The sequence below is a fragment of the Dyadobacter chenwenxiniae genome (assembly GCF_022869785.1).
Lineage (GTDB): Bacteria > Bacteroidota > Bacteroidia > Cytophagales > Spirosomataceae > Dyadobacter > Dyadobacter chenwenxiniae.
On the sequence record NZ_CP094997.1, the window covers coordinates 3,396,605 to 3,419,233 of the forward strand.

The 22,629-nt window shown below is 47.3% G+C and carries 14 protein-coding genes; 6 read left to right on the plus strand and 8 right to left on the minus strand.

Going from position 1 to position 22,629, the window contains the following annotated elements; genetic code table 11:
- Nucleotides 1-10: 10 nt before the first annotated feature.
- From MUK70_RS14535 to MUK70_RS14560, 6 genes are all read left to right on the plus strand, one after another.
- On the plus strand, nt 11-1,261 hold the full coding sequence (locus MUK70_RS14535) for an alpha/beta hydrolase family protein (protein ID WP_234653215.1): 1,251 nt from the start codon (nt 11-13) through the stop codon (nt 1,259-1,261).
- A complete protein-coding gene (locus MUK70_RS14540) occupies nt 1,258-3,663 on the plus strand; it encodes a TonB-dependent receptor (RefSeq protein ID WP_234653217.1) in 2,406 nt (801 codons plus the stop codon). The genes MUK70_RS14535 and MUK70_RS14540 overlap by 4 nt, the downstream gene beginning before the upstream one ends.
- Before the next feature lie 16 nt (nt 3,664-3,679).
- A complete protein-coding gene (locus MUK70_RS14545; protein ID WP_244784846.1) occupies nt 3,680-4,615 on the plus strand; it encodes a DUF4249 domain-containing protein in 936 nt (311 codons plus the stop codon).
- Nucleotides 4,616-4,706: 91 nt separating this feature from the next.
- Nucleotides 4,707-5,852, plus strand: coding sequence for a sensor histidine kinase (locus tag MUK70_RS14550; RefSeq protein ID WP_234653220.1), 1,146 nt, complete (start codon nt 4,707-4,709; stop codon nt 5,850-5,852).
- On the plus strand, nt 5,821-6,537 hold the full coding sequence (locus MUK70_RS14555; protein WP_234653222.1) for a LytR/AlgR family response regulator transcription factor: 717 nt from the start codon (nt 5,821-5,823) through the stop codon (nt 6,535-6,537). Before MUK70_RS14550 ends, MUK70_RS14555 begins: the two co-directional genes overlap by 32 nt.
- Nucleotides 6,538-6,636: 99 nt before the next feature.
- Nucleotides 6,637-6,909: an acyl carrier protein gene (locus tag MUK70_RS14560; RefSeq protein WP_234653223.1), complete on the plus strand. Its 273-nt coding sequence runs from the start codon at nt 6,637-6,639 to the stop codon at nt 6,907-6,909.
- Nucleotides 6,910-7,111: 202 nt separating this feature from the next.
- Here the strand turns inward: MUK70_RS14560 and MUK70_RS14565 are convergent, their stop codons facing one another.
- From MUK70_RS14565 to MUK70_RS14600, 8 genes are all read right to left on the minus strand, one after another.
- Nucleotides 7,112-8,548, minus strand: coding sequence for an efflux transporter outer membrane subunit (locus MUK70_RS14565; RefSeq protein WP_234653225.1), 1,437 nt, complete (start codon nt 8,546-8,548; stop codon nt 7,112-7,114).
- Between the two features lie 48 nt (nt 8,549-8,596).
- Nucleotides 8,597-11,755 (minus strand): efflux RND transporter permease subunit, encoded by a 3,159-nt coding sequence (locus MUK70_RS14570; protein WP_234653227.1) that lies wholly within the window; start codon nt 11,753-11,755, stop codon nt 8,597-8,599.
- Nucleotides 11,756-11,781: 26 nt separating this feature from the next.
- A complete protein-coding gene (locus tag MUK70_RS14575) occupies nt 11,782-12,987 on the minus strand; it encodes an efflux RND transporter periplasmic adaptor subunit (RefSeq protein ID WP_234653229.1) in 1,206 nt (401 codons plus the stop codon).
- 193 nt (nt 12,988-13,180) lie between these two features.
- On the minus strand, nt 13,181-13,933 hold the full coding sequence (locus MUK70_RS14580) for a LytR/AlgR family response regulator transcription factor (protein WP_234653230.1): 753 nt from the start codon (nt 13,931-13,933) through the stop codon (nt 13,181-13,183).
- Entirely contained in the window at nt 13,930-15,039 is a 1,110-nt protein-coding gene (locus MUK70_RS14585) for a sensor histidine kinase (RefSeq protein WP_234653232.1), read from the minus strand. Before MUK70_RS14585 ends, MUK70_RS14580 begins: the two co-directional genes overlap by 4 nt.
- Before the next feature lie 212 nt (nt 15,040-15,251).
- On the minus strand, nt 15,252-17,105 hold the full coding sequence (locus MUK70_RS14590) for a GSCFA domain-containing protein (RefSeq protein ID WP_234653234.1): 1,854 nt from the start codon (nt 17,103-17,105) through the stop codon (nt 15,252-15,254).
- A gap of 103 nt (nt 17,106-17,208) precedes the next feature.
- Nucleotides 17,209-18,933: a RagB/SusD family nutrient uptake outer membrane protein gene (locus tag MUK70_RS14595; RefSeq protein ID WP_234653235.1), complete on the minus strand. Its 1,725-nt coding sequence runs from the start codon at nt 18,931-18,933 to the stop codon at nt 17,209-17,211.
- Between the two features lie 22 nt (nt 18,934-18,955).
- Nucleotides 18,956-22,537, minus strand: coding sequence for a TonB-dependent receptor (locus tag MUK70_RS14600; protein WP_234606555.1), 3,582 nt, complete (start codon nt 22,535-22,537; stop codon nt 18,956-18,958).
- Nucleotides 22,538-22,629: the final 92 nt, after the last annotated feature.

Below are 22,629 nucleotides of genomic sequence, written 5' to 3' on the forward strand. Positions count from 1 at the left end.
TACTTTTATTATGCCGCTATTTCTGAGGAAGCAGCAACTTGGAATACTTGTGTTTTTAGTTTTCTCCATTTCATTTGAAGCTTCGGCACAACGTGTGTTTGCGAATGCTGTCCAAGGTGTTAACAGGAGTTATCTTTTTTATTCCAACACTAGCAATAACGACTATAATAGCAACAAACCCGTTGTCATCGTTCTGCATAAAAACGGAGAAACTGCACGCGAAGCATTTTCAAAAGCTGCATGGAAATCCCTCAAAGAACCGGCTATTCTGGTTTTTCCAAACGCTATCGAAAATACGTGGAATTGCAAGGACGAAGCTTCTCTTGCGAAGGATGTCCAGTTCCTGAGGTTCATTCTTTCGGAGACCTACAGCAATTTTCACCACAACCGAAACCGGGTATTTGTTGTGGGAGACAAGGATAATGCATGTGTCATAGAGCGTTTCCAGCAGCAATATCCAAAAGCATTGGCCGCTTTTGAAACCTGGAAACAAGGAAGTGAGAAAGACAGTTTAATTGCCCTCGGCGGTGTGCAAAAACTGCTTGGGAATCCAGTGCAAGCCGATACATCGTATGCATTATGGAGCGATCCCTCCATCAGGAAGAAGATGGACCCGATCGATTCTCTTAAAGGATACAGGTTACATAACAGGCTCGTCATAGAGTTCCGGTATGGCGGTTTTGCCATGCTGGGCTCAGTGCGGACGGGGATTTCTGACGGGACTTATGCCAAGTTATACAAGTCCCACTCCTTTATGGACATTCATCTCACCAAATGGATGAACGATTCCATGGCCTGGTTCATCGACATAGGCAGGCTGAAAGTTCCGCAAACCCAGGAAGCGACGGAAAGCGGGACAATGAGAACAGGCGGTGGGATGATCATGCCCCTTACGCTGGGTTTTAAATATGCGCTTCCAAAGGTCAGGGCCCACCCTTATTTCTTATTGGGATCGGGCATCATGCAGGTGATGGTGTTCGGGGGCAGGATGAACCCCGGCGCCATGACCTCGGGAGTCCGACCTAACCTGAATGCTGAAATGAGGATGGTGTTCCATACTACGATAGGCACTGGCATTGATCTCAGGTTCGCAAAGCGATTCACTGCCGGCGCTCACCTCCGTTACCTGCATTCCGCCAACTTTGAAAGTGCAGGAGAAGTCGACGCAATCCGGGGATTTAATCTCAATGTCGGTCTGGGCTACGTCATCAATGCCAACAGCCTCAAAAAGCTTCCGTTTCCTCTTAATAGTAAAAAATGAATAAGTTTTCTATTCCTTTTCCTCTAAGTGTCTGCTGTGGTTTGGTGCTGCTTTTTATGGCAGCCACCACTGCGGCAGTTGGGCAAAACAAATTTACCATCAGTGGAACGATGAAGGATAAGTCAAACGGGGAAACCCTGATCGGAGCCAGCATCTTTGTAAAGGAAAATCCATCAGCCGGTGCTGTAACCAATGTCTATGGCTTTTATTCCATCACCCTGCCGCAAGGCTCCTACACGTTGGAATATTCCTATATCGGTTACGAAAAGGTGGTGAGAGAACTCGTACTGACGAGCAATGTAGCAGCTGACATTGAGTTGCCGGCTTTGTCCAGGGTTCTCGATGAAGTCAGGATTGTCGACGAAAGCAGGATTTCTACCTCCCGTAACTTTGAAATGAGTGTGAATAAGCTGGACATTAAGACCATTCAGAAGCTGCCCGCTCTGATGGGGGAAGTGGATATCGTCAAGAGCTTGCAGTTTCTACCCGGTGTCAGCCAGGTTGGCGAGGGTTCATCAGGTTTCAATGTCCGTGGCGGCAGTGTTGGGCAAAATCTTGTATTGCTCGACGAAGCTCCGGTTTATAATTCCTCACACATGCTAGGCTTCTTTTCGGTTTTTAATCCGGATGCCGTAAAAGATGTGAAATTGTACAAAGGAGCCATCCCGGCAGAATATGGCGGCCGGATTAGTTCGGTGCTGGATGTCCGGTTGAAAGAAGGGAATAATAAGAAGACCGAAGTTGATGGCGGCATCGGGTTCATATTCAGCAGGCTGGCTGTTCAGGGACCACTTGTTAAGGATAAATCTTCCTACCTGATTGCTGTACGGCGATCCTACATTGACGGATTATCTACGCTTCTGACCAGCAATAATTTTGGATTAAATTTTTATGATATAACCGTTAAAACCAATTACACATTAAATCAGAAAAACCGCTTGTATCTCTCTGGCTTCTTCGGTCGCGACAATTTTGGTTTGTCGGATGATGCCAAATTCAACTGGGGCAATAAATCGGGAACGCTGCGTTGGAACACGGTCATTAATAGTAAATTGTTTGCGAATGTTTCCGCAGTTTTCAGCAACTATAATTACAATCTGGGCTTTAATCAGGATGAGAATAACAAATACAGTTGGAGTTCTTCGATCAGCAATTATGTCCTGAAACCTGATTTCAGCTATTTCATCAACAGCAATTCGGAATTTAAATTTGGCTTGGAAAGTTCTTATTATCAGTTCAATCCTTCCAATACGGTGGGGACAACCAATGGAGAAACTGTTGATAGCAGTCAACCAAAAAAATATGCTTTGGAGCTTGCAGGTTACGTTAGCCACCGCCTGAAAGTAGGCTCAACACTGGAAGTCCAATATGGGATCCGATTTTCTGCGTTTAATTATCTGGGACCCGGGACCGCTTATACTTATAATGACACCATTCCAGGGAGAAAGCGGACCGCGATTTCTGAACAGCAATACAAGAGCGGGGAATCTATCGCATCATACGGCAATCCGGAACCGCGGGTTTCGGCGAAATATCAGGTCAATGACAGGACATCATTAAAGGCAAGTTTTAGCCGAACAACTCAATATATCCATTTTATTTCCAACACCAGCGCCTCCAACCCGCTGAATATCTGGACCCCGAGCACTAATAACATTAAGCCCGCCGTGGGCAATCAATACACGCTGGGTTATTTCAGCGACCTGGGGGCGAGTGCTGCTTACGAGTTCTCGGCAGAGGCATTTTACCGCAATACAACAAACGAAATTGACTATATCAACGGAGCGGAGCTGCTTAACAATGATCGTTTGGAAGGTGATTTGTTAAGTGGTAATGGCCGGGCATATGGTTTGGAATTGTATCTCCAAAAGAAGAAGGGCCTCGTTACCGGCTGGGTGAGTTATACACTGAGCCGCTCGGAACTGAAAGTAGACGGGATCAACAACGGAAAATGGTATCCGACGCGTTTTGATCAAACCCACAATTTAAAAATTGTCGCCTCCTATACAATTAACCCGAAATGGTCGACCACTGCGGACTTTGCATTGACCACAGGAACGCCGACAACCTACCCAAATCAGCGCTATCTTTCACAAGGCGTACTAATTCCGTACAACACCGGCAACGCACGAAACGACGCCCGCCTGACGCCTTACCATAGGCTCGATGTGTCACTGAGAATGGAGGGCAGGACGCTGAAAAAGAATGGTCTGACAAGGAAAAACCGTGATTACTGGGTTTTCTCCGTGTACAATATATACGGTCGCCGCAATGCCTTTTCAACCTATTTTACCCAGTCCTCCGACCGGGTTACTGCCTATCAGCCCATACAAACGCAGGCGCATCGTGTGTCCATCATCGGGTCAATGGTCCCGTCTGTTTCCTACAATTTTAAATTTTAAAAAGCATACATTATCTATGAAATTAACAGCCTTTCAAACCTGTTTAAGGTTCGTATGCCTCCTAAGCATTCCGTTTTTGTGGAGTTGTGACGATGAAATTGATCTGAATATTTCCACTGCGAACCCGATACTCAACATAGACGCGTGGATTAATAATAAGCCCGAAACCCAACACATTTATCTGACCCTCACCCAGGATTATTTCGAAAATAACACCTTGCCGCCAGCAGTTACCGGGGCAACGGTGACCGTTACAGATAACAACGGGCGCATTTACGAATTTACCGAAGACCCCAAAAGCGGGAACGGCGCTTACAGCTGGCAACCAAAAAAGGGAGAAACACTGGCCGGGGTCGGCCAACGCTATACGTTGAAAGTGATCTATAAGGGTGAAACTTACACTGCGACCTCAGCCATGAACCGTGTTCCGTCTGTGGATAGCCTAACCTTATCATATACAGAAGGTCAGGGTATGATGGACGACATCTACCGCGCCGAATTCTGGTCAACAGATCCGGCGGGTAAAGGAGATACATATTGGCTCAGAGCTTATAAGAATGGCCAGTTACTCAACAAAGCAAGTGAAATCACCACGGCCTACGATGCAGGAACTTCATCAGGCAGCGGCTTCGATGGCGTAACATTCATCACGCCGGTCAGAGTAGGGATCAATGCAAATAACTTTGACGATGACGACAGGCCCGTATCTCCGTTGTCCAATGGTGATACGATATATGTTGAAATCCATTCCATTAACCTGGTCTCGTTTAATTATCTGGCCGAGGTCGTCTCGCAGGCTGATAGAATGGGTGGCATTTCAGAGCTTTTCACCTCCGCTCCGCTGGCGAATGTCTCAACGAATATTGTCAATTCCAATGCAAACGGATCGGCTGTTGTAGGTTTTTTTAATGTGGCTGCTGTGGCTGGCAGGGGGAAGAAATTTTACTTCTGATTTATTGCCATAATGTTCGACTATGGCAGCTGCACCGCTGCAACAAAATAGCCCGTTCTCAGGTATAGATTATTATAAATCACAATACATTATGACTGCACTATTCGGGCAAAAATTCAATTACCTTCGATTTCTGCTCAATTACCGATTCTGGTTACACGTAACCGGCTGGCTAGCTTTCTTCACATCTCCTTTAATTTTACCCGCTCCTGTTTTTGAACACCTTCCAAGGTTTTATGTCAATTATCTGTTCGTCACCAGAGTAATTATTAACCTGGTTTTTATTGGCATATTTTATCTAAATCTATTTCATTTAACTCCCCGGTTATTATGGACAAGGAATTTAACCCGCTTTTTACTTTACCTGGCGGCAATGCTTGTCCTGGTAATTCTGCTTGATTATTTTTTACTAAAAGGTGTTCAGGAGGACCTGCAAAAGTATTTTGCAAATACGCATGCCCACGATCCGTTTTTGGAAAGTATTTCGGCAGATACATTTCCAAGCCCACACCAGCTTTTCGCAAATTCACTCCTGTTTATGCTCATTATCCTTTCCAGCTCACTCTGGGCAGTTTTAACGGACAGGTTACGTCAGCAAGCGTTTAGTCAACAGATATTGTACGAAAAAACAAGTGCAGAACTAGCCGTCCTTCGTCTCCAAATCAGCCCCCATTTTCTTTTTAATACACTCAACAACATCCGCTGGCTTACCAGAACAAAATCCGATCAAGCCGAAGTTTCAGTCATGGAATTAGCTGAAATCCTCCGATACATGCTTTTTCAGGTTACCCATCATAAAGTAGATCTTAAAGAGGAAATAACATATCTAAATCGATATGTGAATTTGCAAAAACTGCGGATTCATGCAAAGACAGAGGTCGACTTCAATTGTGATGGCGACTATGAAAACATTAAAATAGAACCCCTGCTTTTTATGCCGTTTGTTGAAAATGCATTTAAGTTTGGAGTTCATTCTGAACAGCCTTCGAAAATAACAATTCATCTGTCCGTGAAAGAAAATGAATTGCTATTTATCTGTTCAAATCAATGCTTTGATTTGTCAAACGATGAACAGATGCCCGGAACAGGCCAGGGATTGCCAAATGTGAAGAGAAGATTGGAACTCTATTATCCACTGACTCACGCGTTGACAATACATCACGATCAATCGCTTTTTTCTGTCATACTTAAATTAAGTCTGAATTATGGACAAAATGAGATGTCTGGCCGTAGATGACGAGCCTTTTGCATTGGAGATTCTGGCAGATGATATCCGCAAAATTGAAACCTTAAATTTAGTTAAAACTTGCAGGAGTGCCGTGGATGCCAGACGAGTTCTTGACTACGCGGACTTCGACCTGATTTTTCTGGATATACACATGCCGGGACTTTCAGGTTTACAACTCCTGTCGCAACTATCGAACCCACCAATGGTTATTCTTACGACAGCTTTTGAGCAATATGCGGTAAAAGCTTTTGAATTGAATGTGGTAGATTATTTATTAAAACCCATTTCTTTTGAACGGCTCGTTTCCGCAAGCGGAAAAGCAGTTTCAATGCATCAAATGAAACTGCCGAATAAAAAATCTGTTGACGAGCAGGGAGCACTATTTGTTAAATCAGAATATCAAACAATTAAAGTTCTGTATTCCGACATTCTTTATATCGAGGGAATGAAAGATTATGTAAAAATATATACGAATTCGAGGGCCAACCCGCTGCTTACCCGGATGAATGTAAAAGGAATTTGCGCGCTTCTGCCAGCTGATAGCTTTTGCAGAGTTCATCAATCTTATATTGTTTCAATCGAGAAAATTAGCGCGTTCCAAAAGAGGAAATTAAGAATAGCCGAAAAAGAGATCCCCATAGGAAATCAGTTTGGGGACAATTTGAAGAATCTGTATGAGTTGGGAAAAGCTTAAATCATTTCTGCTCCATCATAATAAACCAAGCCAAAGGCAATGCGCTATGCAATGAATTTTTACGGGAATTTTCCATAATTTAAACCCCATAATATTCAGATGAAAGAGCAACTAAGGGCCTTACTGGCCATTAATTCCGGCTTACCTTTCAATGCGATTACCAACAATGCACATCTTTCGAAAGATCTCGGTTTTGACAGCCTTGATATCGTGGATCTGGTGATTCAAATGGAGGATATGTTTTGTATTACGATACCCGATGACGAATACCATGAACTCCAAACGGTAGGCCAATTCAGCGATTATATTCTCCGAAAAAAGGCTTCAAAACTTACCATCCGGTCACCCTACAAAAAGGCCGCAAGAGCCTGACCTATTTTCGAGATCATCACTTTTGCACCAATCCTTAAATCCGATTATATGTAATAGCTTTATTCAACGAAGGGGCAAGAACTCTGAAACTGGATTAACAGCAAGTGATTTGTCGGATTAAAAAATCAAACATTACTCAACTTGGCATGGAGAGTCCGCTGCGTGAAGGGTTCGGTTCGCCAGGTAAGAGACACTTCGAAAGTTAACGCCAGCCGCCGCCCAGAGCGCGGTAGAGCTGAACAATGCTTCGCAACCGCTGCAGCGTATCATCCACACCGTTGAGCTGGGCTGCAAGCAGGTTTTGCTCAGAGGTCAGCACATCTGTAAAATTGGTATTGGATGTATAGCGGACAAATTCCTTTGTATAGGATACGGCCTTTGCCAGTGCCTCCAGTTGCTGCTGACGCTTCATTGATTTTTCAACCGCCATCTGATGTGAATAAAGCGCGTTTGAAACTTCCTGCCCCGCAGTCAATAAGGTCGATTGATAAGTAAAATAGGCTTCTGCCTGTGTTGCCTCTGCTGTCCTGAGCCTCCGCTTGATTTCGCCCTGACTGAAAATGGGCTGCGTCAGTCCGGCAACCAAGTTGCCATAGAATGTTCCTGTAAAGAAATTAGAGAGTGTATTAGCGGTAGCAAAGCCCCCGGTGCCGGTAATGCTCAGTGAGGGGTAGAAGTAAGTACGGGCCACATTAGTTAGCTCAAATGCATTGCGAAATGAATACTCTGCCTGCTGCACATCTGGCCTGTTTGCAAGTAACTGTGCCGGAATGCCCGTCTGCAATGAGCCATCGCGCAGTTGTTCATCGAGCCGCGTACGCGGGATGCTGTCCGGCGGGATAGCCAGCAGCACGCTGAGTGCGTTTTCGGTTTCCCGGATATTTTGCCTGATATCGGGAAGGGAAACTTCGGCAGCGTACAGGTTGGATTCACTTTGTACGACATCTGCACCTGTTACTCGGGCCGCCTGTTTAAGCTCCTTCATTGTCTGCACATCTGATCTTCTGATCTCAATAGTTTCCTGGGTAATCCGCAGTTGCTGGTCGTAGGCAAGCAAGGCGAAGTAATTCGTCGCAATGTCAGCAACGAGCTGCGTCTGAACGGATCGTTTGTAGGCTTCGCTTTGCAGGAAGTAGGCCAGATAAGCCCTCTTGGTGCTGCGCAGCTTGCCCCAAACATCGGCCTCCCAACTCGTACTGGCCGTCAGCGCGTACTGTTTGACGGTAGGAATGACAGTAGTGGCACCGCCACCTCCGGAGTCGTCACCTTGAATGTTGAAAGAACGCAACTGTGCAGAAGATGTTTTGGAAAGCGTGAAAGAAGGGCTCACACTCAGCGATGGCCATAATGCGAGTTTACTTTGGCGCAAGTTGGCCTCCGCAGACTGGATACGCGTAACTGCGATTTTCAGGTCCAGGTTGTTGTTGATGCCCTTGCTGATTAGTCCCTGCAGCACGGTATCGGTAAACATCTCCCGCCAGGAAAGATGTGCGATGTTGGTCGTGTCGGCTGCCTTGACGCCCCTGTAAAGACCTTCGACCGCCGTTTCAGGTTGTCGATAAGGTTTTGTTACCCGACAGGATGCAAGCATCGCCATCAGTAATAAAGCAAAGCACGGACCTCTCCCTATTTTTTTCATTGATTTTGATAAATTGAATTTTATAAATTCCACCATTGGTCTCGTCACTCAGGCGATTCCGGAAGTGGTTTTGTCAATGATGATATCGTCTGATGTGGTCGGCGGGCCGCTGATGCGTTCCTGTAAACCCTGGAATAAAATGAAAAGCACCGGAACGAGGAACACCCCAAGCAACGTGCCCATCAGCATACCGCCAATCGCGCCTGCCCCAATGGATTTATTGCCATTTGCACCTGCCCCACTCGCAAAAAGCAGCGGCATCAGCCCAAAGATGAATGCAAAGGAGGTCATCAGGATCGGACGAAGCCGGGCTTTCGATCCTTCAATGGCCGCAGTCACCAGGGCCATCCCGTGCCGGCGACGCTCAATCGCAAACTCCACAATCAAGATAGCGTTCTTAGCCAGCAGCCCGATCAGCATGATCAAGCAGATCTGCATGTAAATGTTGTTATCGATCCCCATCAATTTGGCAAACAGAAATGAACCTACCAGCCCGACAGGAAGGGAAAGCAGAACGGCAAATGGCAGGATGTAACTTTCGTATTGGGCGCTGAGCAGAAAGTACACGAACACCAGACAGAGCATGAAAATGTAAGCGGATTGCGTACCGCTGTTTTGTTCTTCCCTGCTGATACCCGAGTATTCGTAGCCGTAACCTGTCGGTAGATGTTGTGCAGCTACCTCCTGGATGGCCGCCAATGCTTCGCCGGAACTATAACCATCTTTGGGCGACCCGTTGACAGATATGGAAGTAAATAAATTGAAACGTGAAATACTTTCCGGCCCGTAAACTCTTTTTAATGAGATGTATTCGGTGATCGGGGCCATGTTTCCCGTGGCCGTCTTTACAAATACGCTGTTAAGCCCCTCTGGATTAGCCCGGTAAGTGGTATCGGCTTGTATCATCACGCGGAACTGCTTGCCGAACTGGTTGAAGTTGCTGGCGTAATTTCCGCCATAATAGCTTTGCATCGCCGAAAGGATGGATGATACCGAAATCCCTGACTCTTTGGTTTTAGGCACATTCACTTCCAGCAGATACTGGGGGAAATTTGGGTTGAAAGAAGTCGCAGCAAACTGGATTTCAGGGCGTGCATTCAATGCCTTCAAAAAGTCTTCGGACACTTTAAAGAACTCGTCCGTGCTGTGCCCTCCTTTATCCTGTAACTGAAAGGAAAAGCCGCCCGTTGTACCGAAGCCGGTAATGGTCGGAAGTGAAATGGCCAGAATGCTTGCGTCCTGGATGCCGGAGGTTTTTTGCATCAGACTTTGAATCACGTCCTGATTACTGACTCCCTTGCGTTCGCCCCAGGCCTTTAATTCCAAAATGATCATCCCATACGCGCTCCCGGTACCGGCCAGAAAATTTTGTCCCGAAATTTGAAGGTCGTTTTCCAGTTCAGGAATCGTGCGCGCCAGACTATCCACCTGGCGCATTACCTTCTGCGTACGTTCGAGCGACGAGGCGGCAGGAAGGGTTACATTGACAAAAATGGTCCCCATATCTTCGTCGGGCACAAAGCTCGACGGGGTTGTCGTCATCAAATAGTACAACACACCACAAAACATGGCAGTAGCACCGATAGCAATCCACTTTCTGCCGATAAGAAATTGAACCGAGCGTGTGTATTTCGCGATCATGGCATCATAAGCCGCATTGAAGGCCAGACCGAACTTTTCCAGAAAGTTCTTCGGCGGACGGTCGCCTGCATGCGGCGCCTTTAAAAACAGTGCGGCCAGTGCCGGGCAAAGTGTCAGTGCATTGACTGCGGAAATTAGGATAGCGACAGAAAGGGTAATGCCGAATTGTTTGTAAAAAACACCGGTCGAGCCGCCGATAAAAGTAACCGGCAAGAACACGGCCGCCATGACCAGGGTAATCGAGACGATCGCCCCTGTGATTTCGCTCATCGCTTCTACGGCTGCTTGTTTCGGCGTTCGGTTACCCTGTTCCAGCTTGGCATGCACGGCCTCTACTACTACGATGGCATCATCGACCACAATACCAATGGCCAATACAAGTGCAAACAGCGTAAGCAAATTGATACTAAAACCGAAAAGGTAAAGGAAAAAGAATGTGCCTATGATGGAAACAGGAACCGAAATACCGTGAATGAGCGTCGAGCGAAAATCCTGAAGAAAGATGAAGATGACTAGAAAAACCAGCGCGAAGCATTCTAGTAGCGTGATGATCACCTTTTCAATGCTGGCATCTAAAAACTCGTTCACATCCACCAGTGTAGTATAATGGATCCCTTTTGGAAATGATTTTTCAGCCTCTTCAATAACCTTTTTGGAGTTATTAATCACCTCACGTGCATTCGACCCGGCTGTCTGACTGATCGCAATCCCGACTGCCGGTTTACCTCCTTTCAAAGCCGTTGTGCTGCTGTATGACTGAGACCCGAGTTCGATCCGTGCCACATCTTTAAGCCGGAGTATCTCTGTCGAAGAGGCTTTAAGAACGATATCGCCAAATGCTGCCTCAGATTTCAACTTTCCGGAGTAGCGTATCACATACTGAAAGCTCTGGTCGCCATTTTCTCCGAATTTGCCCGGAGCTGCCTCAACATTCTGCTCACCCAGAGCAGATGTAATGTCTTCTGGCACAAGCCCGTAACGCGACATCACGTCTGGTTTGAGCCAGATCCGCATGGCATAATCACGCGAGCCGAATGCACTCGCATTACCAACGCCGCTCACCCGCTTCACCTGTGGAACCAGGTTGATCTGGGCGAAATTTTGCAGGAATGTCTGATCGTATTCCGGATTATCGCTGTAAAGGGCGAATATCAGCAGCATACTGCTCTGTTGCTTGCGCACGGTCACCCCCGCTTTTGTCACTTCCTGAGGAAGCAGACTTGAAGCGCTGGATACCCGGTTCTGCACGTTCACAGCCGCCTGGTCGGGATCAGTACCCACATCAAAATAAACACTAATGGTAGCCCCGCCATCATTGGTAGCAGATGAGGTCATGTAAGTCATGCCTTCCACCCCATTAATTTGTTCTTCCAGCGGAACGATGACGCTGTTCAATACGACATCCGCGTTCGCACCGGCGTAACTGGCGGAAACCTGGACGGTGGGCGGAGATATATCCGGATATTGCTCAATAGGCAGCGAAGTAAGTCCGAGAATCCCCAGCAGGACAATGAATACGGAGATAACAGTTGAGAGAACGGGTCGCTCAATGAATATTTTAAGCATAAGTGTATTGGAAAATGCCTTTTGATTTAAGGCTGATCATAGATAGTGGAAGGCTGCACTTTCTTCGAAACGATTTTAGCCCCGTCTTTCAAATTGGTGACTCCGTCCAGAACAACCTGGGCCCCGGCACCGACACCCCGCTCCACTACGAAATATTTACCGTCGGACGTAGGCGAGGCGTCGATCTCGGTATTGTGGGCGACGCTGTCTGCACCGACCGTGTAAATGAACCGTTTACCTTGCAGTTCGTAGGTCGCGCTCTGTGGCACCACCATGGCAGAATCAATCGTTTTTGGAATTCGTACCTTCCCGCTGTTGCCGGAACGCAACAAGGCTTGCGGATTAGTAAATGTGGCACGTAGCTGCATGGAGCCGGTTTCGGTACTGATCTGGCCCGTACTGGTTTTAACCCGACCTTTTTGCTGGTAAGCCGATCCATCAGACAATAGTAGAGAAACCTCCGGGATCTTTGAAAGTTTGTCCTGAAACGTTTTGCCAGGGACTTCGCGTATCAGGCTAAGCAGCTGCTTTTCATTCAATGAAAAATAAGCATACATCGAACTGATATTGGAGACCGTTGTCAGTGGCTCGGTGGTCGTGCTGCTTACCAGGCTTCCGATTTTATAAGGTATGGTTCCGACAACGCCATTCACCGGACTTGTCAGCACCGTGTATCCTAAGTTTGTTTTTGCATTCGCCAGGCTGCTTTGAGCCTGTACGAGGGTGGCCTGTTTGGATTTCAGCGTGTATTCAGCCGACTCCAGTTCATATTTGCTGATAATGTCCTTTTCAACCAATGGCCGTACTTTGTTGACGGCCATCTGCGCTGCATCCACTTCTGAGCGGGCCGTTACGATTTGTGCTTCGGCAGTGCGGACATCTTCTGAATATTGGGGCGCATTGATCCGGAATAAACGCTGTCCCTTGGTAACGGAGGCCCCTTCGTCTACATAAATCGCTTCCACGTAGCCATCCACTTTTGGCCTGATTTCGACATTTTCTTTCCCCTGCATGGTTGCGGGGTATTCGTCATATAACGTGACCTGCCGGGGTTCCAGGGTTAAAACGGAATACGTTTTGGGAGACTCAGGCATTCCGGGCATTCCAGATGAGGGAGGGCCGGAACCTGGTCCGGGCATGCCTGTTTTCTTTTCATTGTTTCCACAGGCACTTAATAAGCATAGGGTTACAAAAATTACGCTCAGGACCTGAGCATGTTCTTTTAATACCATAACAAGTTACTCTAAGAAATATTAGCATGTTTTGCCGGCCAGGTAGGAATAGGCGACTCGGCTATTTTGATCCGGCCTGGTCTGCGAGATGATGCAAAGTTGGCGTGCCGGATGAAGGAGAAAAAACGAATCGGGAGGAGCACCGGATCCGATCCGACGAGTGAAGGTTTTGAGTGGAAGAGTACAGTGAAGATCAGCGGCCAAGCCAGTCCTTAAACTCGGAAAGCCTGCTCATGCTCACAAAAACATCCTGTTTAGGAGACTGAATTAAATCCACTTTTAGTCTGCCTACTGAATACACATGAATGTGCTGTATGGCTCGTCTCGACACTAAAAATTGCCGGTTTATCCTGAAAAAATGGTTTGGGTCAACCATAGTAAGCAGCTGGTCGAGGCTGTATTCCACCGGATAATGTTTGTCATCAATGGTGACAAGCGTGGTCGCTTTTTCCTCGGAGAAAAAATACGCGACATTCGAAACATCAATGCTCCATATCTTGTGCCCGATGGTGATCATAAAGCGTTCGCGGTAACTGGCAGACTGGCGGGCTTCAATCAGGCGGAAAAGAGAATTCATGTTGGGCTGCTCAGGCCGGAGGTTTCTGAATTTTTCAATGGATGCCGCCAGCTCATCATAATCGACCGGCTTCAAAAGGTAATCAATGCTGTTGACCTTAAATGCTTTCAGCATATATTCATCATACGCCGTTGTGAAGACGATGGGGACAGTCAGTGAAATTTGTTCAAAAATCCGAAAAGCCAGCCCGTCTTCCAGATGGATATCCATGAAAACCAGGTCGGGCAGCGGGCTCTCATTAAACCAGCTAACTGCCTCTTTTACAGAAGGCAATGTAGCAGAAAGCTTTATGTTCGGATCATATTTTCTCAGCATCCGCTCCAATTGCCGCGCGGTGCGGGCTTCGTCTTCGATGATTACTACATTCATGTTAAAAGGGGGATTCGGACAACAAATGATCCATTTTGCTCACCATACCAGACTTTATGATCGGTCAGCAGCGAGTAACGATTGGTAATATTGTGCAGGCCCACGCCCGTTGAGTCCTCCGGCTGATCGCGCGGCTGGATTGGATTTTCTACAATCAAATATTCATTTTCCAGATAAATCCGGACTTTTAATGGTTCCTGGATCGACATCCGGTTGTGTTTCACTGCATTTTCAACCAGCATTTGCAAGGAAAGCGGGGCAATGCAATAGTGGGCCGAAAGGTCTACGGGCACGTCGATAACGACCTGGAATTTGTCTTCAAAACGCATTTGCAGAAGAAAAGTATAAGACGCTATAAAGTCCAGCTCCACAGCCAGGGAAACCAATGCCATGTCCCGCTGCTCTAAAATGTAGCGGTAAGCCTTGGAAAGCCGCTTGACAAACTGCTCGGAAAGGTCCGCATCTTCATGGACGAGTGAGGTAAGAATACTCAGGCTATTGAACAGAAAATGGGGGCTCAGCTGATTTTTCAATGCTTCAAACTGGCTCATCGCCGCCTCTTTTTCGAGGCGTTCTGTTTGAAGCTGGATACTTTTCAATTGCTGGGAAGACCTGGTATTGATGATCAGGTAGAATATCGACAGCATGATCGCCACCGAAAATCCATTGTTTGCCCGGTGGACATAATCCATCACTTCCGGTAAGAAGGGTTCCCCTTTCGGTAATGCGTTAGTACTTTGTAATACAGGAAAAATCAGGAAAGCCACTGATTTCATAACCAATTGAAAAACAAGACTATATAGCACGGCGAGACCCAATGAAATTGCTACCGTCAGTACAATTTCCTGCCAACCGGATTCCAAAAGGATTTCCAGCCCAAAGCGTTTAAAAAGATATCTTTGTAACCAGTCGGTGGCGGTGATCCATATAAAGTACATCCCCAGGCCGACTAAGCTGAAAAGTATAAAGAAGGGGAGAAAATAAACGATACTAGCACCATTATGCTCCGTTTGGGGCATATTCACATAAAAAAGCAGGGGCGAGTACATCAAAAACAACTTGATCGCCAATTTCCATTTCTGCTTCGAAGTCAGCCGACTAATCATCTTTGTCAGGGAAAAATACCTGCAAATTTGATGGAAGTTAGCCAGCACTGCAAATGCACCGAGATGAGCGCTTGAAATTCGGTGCCGAGCGCAGTCTTTTATAAGACGACCGATATTCGCCAGTGATTCTTCCCATGGTGCAAAAACTTAACCGACTGCGCAGTTCTTCCTATACAACTTTTACGTTTTGAATCAATTGGCCAGCTAAGCCCTTACCTTATACTACGAACCTGTTGTAACAATGCCTGTGCGTTCACATTGTCGGGGTCGATCTCCAATGCCCTGCGAATGTATTTCTTTGCGGCGGCTGCATTTGCAAATTTAAGATAACCTGCTGCAAGGCTGTTGGCAAGCTGCACATTGCCGGAGTCGGCCGTATATTGTTTTTTCAACTCATTTATTTGTCCGACGGAAGTGTATAGCTCGTTAAGGCTGAAACCGGAACTGTTGTGAGCGGCTGCGTAGGCAATGTAGGGCAATGCAGTCTCGGGCCGATCCATTTTTAGCAGCAAGACAAACAGTGCTTTCGCGCGTGCAAAACTGTTTTCAAGTCGGAATGCTTTGGAGAAATAAGTTACAGCTTGCTGATTTTGGTCTAAAACTGCGCTTAAATTCCCCGCCTGGTCAAATGCCAATGGGTCCAGCGGATTATCCAGCGCGAGTGCTTCTGCGACACGTAATGCATTCGCGGTGTCGTGCGCGGCGATGTAATGTTGCCGCAAGCGCGCCATCGCATCGCGCCAGGAAATTTGCTTTACGACCAAGCCTCCCGCGAGCTTTTCTTCCTCTGTTTTTTCCTGCTTTTCCGCTGCCGGCATCGGAATGTTGAACGGCCAGCCTTCTTTCAGAATCATTACTTCGTAAGCTCCTTTTAACGAATCGACGCGGGTAATGGGCATCCGGGCGCGCAACGTTGCCAGCGACATTTCAACAGAAACCGGCGGAAGAAGCCCTGCCCTTTTCATGCTTTGATAAAATGCCTCCGAAAGCAATGCATAACCCAGCAGATTAGGATGCACATGTTCAAGAAGCGTTTCCTGACCAAGAATGTGATGCGGAGAATGCTGTTCAAAAAGCTGTTTTGTGTCAATAAGCGTAATGCCCTTGTGACGATTTGCTGTATTACGGATAATGTCGTTTAAAACCTCCGGCGCCCGGAAACGCAATGCATCGTGCTCCCGGGCAAGCACCAGTTCTTTTTTTGCGTGGGTATAATCACCTTGCTTGTATTTATCCAAACCCAATTTGTAGTGCATTTCAGCTGTCCTGCCCTGCTCATCCGGAATGCTGATAAATGGTTTCAGATCTTTTTCGTTACTAACCAAATTACTGATCAGCAACGGAATGCCTTTTTCGCTCATTACCCGTGCCAACTCATCCACGTTTACCCTAAACTGCTCAATACCAGCCTTATAATCCGCGGATTCAAATGCAACCTGCTGGCCTTCGGCCATCCTTTTCATCAGGTTCTCGCGTAAATCCACCTCTCCTGAAAACAAGCCACTTATGCCGCTGGTCATCGCATTTATTAATTGCGTCACGCGAAATTCCCGCAGACTCATCAGCAACTTTGCCAACAGGCGGCTGTGCCCGATGCCGCTTGTCGCCGCGACGCCCATTGCGCCGTAATATTCATTATGACCTGTGTAAACCAGCACAGCATCAGGCTCGCAGGCAATAACGCCTTTGGCAAAATCAAGCACTGTATAAGAATTGACAGCGGTCAATGACAGATTAATGATCTCGAAATCCCGGTCAGGATAGGTGTGCATGAGCCGGAATTGCAGCCACCGGTGAAACGAGCCGTTGTTCATGTAGGGATAACCAATGGTCGTGGACTCACCCAGCACAAATATCCGGAATGTGCCCGTCGCTTTTTTGGCAAGAAAAGGCTCGAAATTGCCTATCGTAGCATTTTTTTGGTTTGCAAAATACTTTTCAGATGCATATTTATTAAGCACCAGATATCCTTTCCTGCCCGGATCGGCTGTAAAAACGCTCAGATCATGTCCGTAACCAAATAAGCGCAATGCCCCTTCCAGCACCAGAAGCGCCAAAAAGGGCATTAACACAGCAACCATTTTAATAATTGACTGGCGTTTCAAAATCATTAATAAAGCAATTCAAGATAACATTAAGGCTGAATGATCGTGCCGCCTAATTTACGGATTAATACCCTGCGTTCTGCTTCATATTCACATTAGCTGTAACCTCGTTGATCGGGATCGGCTGGGCATAATCGGTGGCTTCCCACTGAATGGTCCCGCCGCGAATACGCTGATAGTAAGCGGCTTCCTTGTCGCCAATCTGCCACCTTCGCACATCCAGCCACCAATGGCCTTCACCGAAAAGCTCAGCCCAGCGCTCGTATTTAAGCGGATCGTTTTTCAGGACTGCATCGCTGGCTTTGGTTAGTCCGGTCAGACTTTTATAGTCAATCCCCGAGGGTGCATTGACAGGCAAACCATATGCCCTTCGTTTCACCTTGTTAATGTATTCCAAAGCCATCGCATTGTCCCCTGAATGGCTCAATGTTTCGGCATATAGCAAGTAAATATCGGCCAGCCGCAGCCACGGAATATTGGCACCATTAGCCATGTTAATCTCCGCTTCCGTGCCAAGCGGATTGGTAAATTTACGGAAACTCCATGCCTCCATATCCGTCTCGCTAACATCCAGATAATGTGAAATCGGACGCTTTTTACCACTCACGATCATCGAATCAACATATGGCTGGTAACAGGCAACCCAAAGCCGCGGATCCACCGTTTGCTTTTTGCGTGCATCCAGCGAACGGGTAATGTATGCCGGATCAACATTGGCGATGTTCGCACTGGTCGTTCCCGGTTTGAAATAATGCCCCTCCGCAAAGCCGAAACGCGCAATGTTTTTCGCATGAGGAAACACATTCGACCAGGCCGAAGCGGCTTGTCCGCCGTTATCAGCCACATAAGTCGGTGCGATCACCATGCCCAGGCTCGATCCCATCGACTGATCATCCCCGCCACGTGAGGTCATGTCCACATTCAGGTTTAGTTCAAAAAGCGATTCGGAGGTAAACTCGTTCTTGCCATTGAACATATCCTTATACACATCGAATGTTGTCAGCGACTTGCCACTCTTGGTAATCACATCCGCCAGGTAAGTTTTAGCATTTGCCCAGTCGGCCTGATAAGCGTAAATTTTACCTAAAAATCCCTTAACAGCCCAACCTGAGACCTTGTATTTATCTGTTGCGCCCGTCCAGTTCACACCAGCAAGCAATGTTTCAGCCGTTTTCAGATCACTTATAATGAAGTCCCAGCTCTCCTTTACGGTTTTGCGCGGAACCTGCGTCTGGTCCAGACCAATTGCCACTTCGGTAATGATCGGAACGCCCATCTTACCGCCTTCCGTGCCTGCATTAAAGCCTTCTCCCCAAATAGAGGTCAGATAGAAATAATACCAGGCGCGCAAAAACAAAGCCTGGCCCTTGATCTGGTCGATCGCGGCGCCATCCTGCGGCGCTTTCTGGCGGTAAGTTTCGATGCCGGCAAGCAATGCATTGGAACGTTGCACGCCGCGCCATAATTCACGCCAGGTGTCGTAAAGGAAGCTGTCGTTAGGCTGGGAATTGTTCTGTCCCATCTGGATCCAGGTAGGCGTTCCCTGCCAGCTCAGATCGGTGGTGTGATCCCACAAAAACAGGTTTTTGGCCAACATTGTGTGCCCGTAAAGGCCACTGGCGTGTTGTGTTGCATAAACGCCCGTCAGCAACTGTTCCAGATCGGAAACCGACGCCGGATATTGTGAAGGAGCGAGCGCGCCCGGATTAACAACATTTACAAAGTCTTCGCTGCAGGAGGCCATTGCCGTAAGAACGACAAACAGCATTAGTTTTTGGAATATTTTCATTGCCATGATTGCTTTTTATCAGTTAAAAACTCAGGTCGATACCCATGGAAAGCAGCCGTGTGCGGGGATAGGAATAAATCGTATCCAGGCCGCGGGCAGTTGTTCCGTTCCTTCCCAGGATTTCCGGATCAAGACCCGAATATTTGGTGAACGTGAGCAGGTTTTGTCCCTGTAAATAAATACGCAAGCCAGTCATTTTCCATTGTTTCACCAGATCCGAAGGCAGCGTGTAGCCTATCTGAAGGTTACGGAGTTTCAAAAATGAACCGTTTTCAACAACGAATGATGAAATGCGGGTGTAGTTCGAGTTCGGGTCGCGCACATAATTGCCGGAAGCGTCCGTGGTGCCGATGCGAGGCTGATCGGTCAGGCCTCCGCCGTTGAAAAACGAGGTGTTGAAAATGTCACGCGTCGTGTTGTAGTCACCCACAAAAAACTGGGTATAATACTTGTTCGCATTGAAAACATCAACTCCCTGTACACCCTGGAACATGGCTTGCAGATCAATGCCTTTCCAACCCAAGTTGATCGAGAAACCGTAAGTCATTTTAGGCCACGGGTTGCCGATAAACGTTTTGTCATTGATCGTAATGCGGCCGTCACCATTCAAATCCCTGAACTGAAGGTCACCGGCTCCTGTCCCTGCACTTTGGTAATAAATGCCTGTGGAAGAGCCTCCGGCTGCAGCCGAGGCCTCCTGCGCTTTCTGGTTCAGGGAAGCCACTTCGGCATCGCTTTGGAATATCCCGTCGACAATGTATCCGTAAAACTGGCTTAATGGTCTGCCCGCTTGTGTGCGGGTTACAGTGCTTTCGAGATAATCACCAGCTGCTCCGTCGTTGATCGGGTTGTTGTTTGTGCCGCTCAATTGTTTTACCAAATTGCGGTTAAATGCTGCATTAACATTGATTGCGTAGGTGAAATCTTTCGTTTTTCCTCGGTAATCAACAGTCAGCTCCACCCCCTTGTTGCTCATCTGGCCAATGTTCGTAAACACGCCATTTGTTCCATAGAAACCGGATGAAACCGGCACGGGCACCTGGTAAATCATGTCCTCAGTCTGGCGGCTGTACCAGTCGGCGGTAATGTTCAAAGCGTTTTTAAATAATCCCACTTCCAACCCAACGTCGGTCTGGTTTACTTGTTCCCATTTGATGTCTTCGTTCGGCAATTGTGCAGTCAAAGCATACCCTTTTGCACGGCTTCCATCGGGTAAGCCAAGAATGTTCGTGCCGCCGCTTCCTCCGTAGGAAGCCTGATAGGTGTATTGCGGAATGCTGGATGTGCTTCCAAGCTTGCCGTAACTGGCGCGCAGTTTCAGGTTGGAAACCTGTGGCAGGTTATCGCGGACAAATGCTTCTTCGCTAATTCTCCAACCCGCAGAAAAAGAAGGAAATACGCCCCATTTATTGGCGGGACCAAACCTATCGGAGCCATCACGGCGGACATTTGCGGTGAACAGATATTTATCAGCAAATGCGTAGTTGATCCGGCCAAACTGTGAAAGCAAACGGGTTTGCGGAAATTCCCCGCCACTGGCTTTGAATGTGCTCGGGTTCGTGGTCATTCCCAAATTGTAGGTGATCACCTGAAAACCCTGGGCCTCACCATGCAAATTGCTCAGATCAGATTGGTAGGCTTCATAACCAACCATTGCCTTGATATCATGACGGCCAAAAACTCTACCATACGTTAATACAAAGTTGCCTGTAAGATTGCGGGAATTGTCCAAATCACGGCTCAGAAACGCATTGACATTCTTTAATGTGCCAAAATCATATGCTTCGGTGAATTTGTAATTAGCACTGCTGTAAATCGAGGCACCAAAAGTGGAACGAAAGTTCAGTCCTTTAACAATTTCCCAATCCAGATAAACATTGCCTTCCAAGGCATACTGAATGTTTTTTGCATGATTAATAAGCTCATTGGCAACCAGGTTCGGGCCTGTAAAAAATGTTCCTGTTTTAGCCCATCCGCCGACCGGATTCGTGGGGTCATAAACGGGCACAAGCGGCGCCGAGCGGAATGGGAACGTGCTTGTCTGGACAGGATTGGTGCCTGTTCGCCATGCGTATAAGGTTTCACCCACTTTCAGACGGTTATTGATTTTGAAATCCGCATTAGAGCGAAGGCCATAACGTTCAAACGAGTTGTCAATCATTGTTCCGCCTTCACGCTGATAGTTGGCCGATAGATAATAGTTCGTTTTAGCTGTCGCCCCTGAAAGGGAAAGTGAATAGCTCTGGTCGCTCCCATTCTGATAAACCTGATCTGCCCAGTCATTGTCTGCCAGGGTCGAAGGATCGCCCCAGCCACTTGTATTTACGCCGAAAGCAGATTTCGCTGCCACATAATCGGCCGTATTGAGCATTTTATATAGGTTTCGGGCTTGGCGGACACCATAATAAGCATTGAAATTGATATTCATTTTATCGGAACCCTGCGTGCCGCGTTTGGTTGTTACCAGCACGACGCCACCGGCAGCCTGCGCGCCATAAATTGCAGCCGCGCTCGCATCTTTCAGGATTTCAATCGATTCCACATCCTGCAAATTGAAATTATTGCCCGCCGACATGCGGATTCCGTCCACAATATATAATGGCGACATTCCGCCGATGGAGCCTACACCACGAATCACAATGTCGGACGAGGCGCCGGGAGAACCATCATTACGGGTTACCTGCACACCAGCCGCACGTCCCTGCAGCGCCTCATTTACACTGCGAACCGGCAGACTTTTGATGTCTTCGGCTTTTACGGATGAGACCGCACCGGTCAGATCGGATCGCTTTTGCGTGCCATAACCCACAACAACCACCTCTTCCAGCGCCTTATTGTCTACTTTCAACGTCACATCAATGTTGCTGCGGCGGCCCACAATCACTTCCTGAGAAGTAAATCCTACAAACGAAAAGATGAGCACGGCGTCTGCATCGGTGATATCAATGTTGTAAAGCCCTTTTGCATCCGTGGAACTGCCACGCTGCGTGCCCTTTTGAATCACATTCACACCCGCGAGCGGATCGCCTTTTTCGTCCATTACTTTTCCGCCAACGCTCATGTCAAAAATAGCATCGAGGTCGACTTTTCTGCGCATCAGCTCGGTCATGCGCTCTTTCAAGACCCTGTCGGAGGTGAAGTGGTAAGCCTCTTTCAAGCTGGCTTCCTCCCTGGCTTTACGGATCGGTTCTTTTTTCTTTTTAACGATAATCGTTTTATCTACAATGCTGTATGTCAGCGGCTGATCTTTGAAACAGGCATCCAACACCTCCTTCATCGGCGCATTTTCTGCGCTAACATTCACTTTCTGAGCTTGGGCCAGCATATCCAGGTCGCATATGAACAGGTAACCCGTTTGTTTACGGACGGTTTTGAGCACTTCCAGTAAAGTCGCATCTTTCTTTTTCAGCGATATCTGCTGGGCATAAGTGTCTTCTGCCAACACCTGCAATGTACCAATCAGAAATATCAACACGGTTAATTTCATGGTCAGGAGGACTTTGCCAAAGTCGGTTCGTTTGCCTATGGCATTGACTGGCCCATTCGAACGCACACCTATATACGCGCCCCATGGAACTGTTTTGCCTTTGTATACAAATTTCATAAGTTTGTATGCTTGGTTAAAGTGAATGTATCGTTGTCCAATGATCTCAGGATTAATCAAGTCTGGCCGGGTGCGGTCGCAACGCATCCGGT